At 58.4% G+C, this 485-nt stretch carries 1 protein-coding gene; it reads right to left on the bottom strand.

Going from position 1 to position 485, the window contains the following annotated elements; translation table 11 throughout:
• On the bottom strand, positions 1–485 hold a 485-nt coding region (locus RAD15_RS43625; RefSeq protein ID WP_458184832.1), incomplete at both ends, for a LysR substrate-binding domain-containing protein.

Below are 485 nucleotides of genomic sequence, written 5' to 3'. Positions count from 1 at the left end.
ATCTGCGTTTTGTTGGCCAGCGGATGGTCGGGCGCCAGCACCAGTCGGACTTCAAAATCAAACATCGGCGAATAATGCAGCCCGCTGCGCGGCAAAATATCCGACGTCATCACCAAATCCAGCTCGCCTTGTTGCAAGGCCGGTTGCGGATCAAAAGTGACGCCGGATGTGAAATCCATTTCTACCTGCGGCCAGCTTGCACGGACGTTTTCCAGCGCCGGGGTCAGCCACTGAATACAGCTATGACATTCAATAGCGATGCGCAGACGAGTTTGCTGCGGTTCGTTGCACGCCTGCAGCGCACGGCTGATTTGCGGCAGCACCTGGTTTGCCAGTTGCAGCAGAACTTCCCCCTGCGGCGTAAAGCGCAGCGGCTGGCTTTTACGCACGAACAGGCGGAAGCCAAGGCGTTGTTCCAGATCGCTGAACTGATGAGACAGAGCGGATTGGGTCTGGTGTAGCACCGCCGCCGCGGCAGCCAGCGA

The sequence above is a fragment of the Bradyrhizobium sp. 14AA genome (assembly GCF_054185205.1).
This window is presented reverse-complemented; position numbering and strand designations above follow the sequence as displayed.